The organism is Atopobacter sp. AH10 (assembly GCF_003664595.1).
In the GTDB taxonomy this organism is placed as follows: domain Bacteria; phylum Bacillota; class Bacilli; order Lactobacillales; family Aerococcaceae; genus Atopobacter.
In genome coordinates this window covers 1-1,031 of the sequence record NZ_QXPZ01000074.1, presented here as the reverse complement: position 1 = coordinate 1,031, position 1,031 = coordinate 1, and the positions used below count along the sequence as shown (strand labels likewise).

The window sequence follows — 1,031 nt, the reverse complement described above, 5'->3', positions numbered from 1 at the left end:
TCAGTTGGTAGAGCATCTGACTTTTAATCAGAGGGTCGCAGGTTCGAGCCCTGCATGGCTCATTACCTGATAATATTATATGAAGCCGGCTTAGCTCAGTTGGTAGAGCATCTGATTTGTAATCAGAGGGTCGAGGGTTCAAGTCCTTTAGCCGGCATTTTTGCGGAAGTAGTTCAGTGGTAGAACACCACCTTGCCAAGGTGGGGGTCGCGGGTTCGAACCCCGTCTTCCGCTTTATTTAGAAATATGCCGGGGTGGCGGAACTGGCAGACGCACAGGACTTAAAATCCTGCGAAGGTTACACTTCGTACCGGTTCGATTCCGGTCCTCGGCATTTTTAAATAAAGCACCCATAGCTCAATTGGATAGAGTACCTGACTACGAATCAGGCGGTTGCAGGTTCGACTCCTACTGGGTGCATACTTCGGGAAGTAGCTCAGCTTGGTAGAGCACTTGGTTTGGGACCAAGGGGTCGTAGGTTCGAATCCTGTCTTCCCGATAAGATAGGATGAGATCATAGACCTTATGGTCTTTTTTTTTTACATAAAACGGAATAAGAATATGTATTTTTTATAAAATAGCCTTGCATTTTTTGACAAAGAGTGTATACTATGCATTAGTAAGTTAACAATGAGCACCCATAGCTCAATTGGATAGAGTACCTGACTACGAATCAGGCGGTTACAGGTTCGACTCCTGTTGGGTGCATGTTTTTAAGTTTATTTTATAAGAAAAACCGTTCAGAATAGCTGAACGGTTTTTCTTTATGAATGCTTGAATTTTAGCTGAGCAAGCGTATAATGATGCTAGTAAAAAGTGCTTAAATCCTGAATTCCCTGACTCATAACCATAAACACCACCTATCACCGAGGTGGTGTTATTTTTAACCCTTCATAAATTTGCTCATGCTTACTCAATACTTCACCTAAAGTAAAACCAAAAGAGTCATCCCAATAGCCATAAATCTGGTCTAAGTTGCACAACACATCATCAATTGTATAGCTCTTATTTAATCCACTCAGTGCCATTTC

6 tRNA genes are annotated in these 1,031 nt (G+C 42.2%); all 6 read left to right on the top strand.

From position 1 onward, the window contains the following. The first annotated feature begins 84 nt into the window (after positions 1-84). Positions 85-157, top strand: a tRNA-Thr gene (locus D3H64_RS10090). Between the two features lie 5 nt (positions 158-162). Then, positions 163-234: transfer RNA gene (locus tag D3H64_RS10085), tRNA-Gly, on the top strand. A gap of 14 nt (positions 235-248) precedes the next feature. Beyond that, positions 249-334, top strand: a tRNA-Leu gene (locus D3H64_RS10080). A gap of 12 nt (positions 335-346) precedes the next feature. Further along, a tRNA-Arg gene (locus D3H64_RS10075) sits at positions 347-420 on the top strand. Positions 421-425: 5 nt separating this feature from the next. Then, a tRNA-Pro gene (locus D3H64_RS10070) sits at positions 426-499 on the top strand. A 135-nt stretch (positions 500-634) separates the two neighbouring features. Continuing rightward, a tRNA-Arg gene (locus tag D3H64_RS10065) sits at positions 635-708 on the top strand. Positions 709-1,031: the final 323 nt, after the last annotated feature.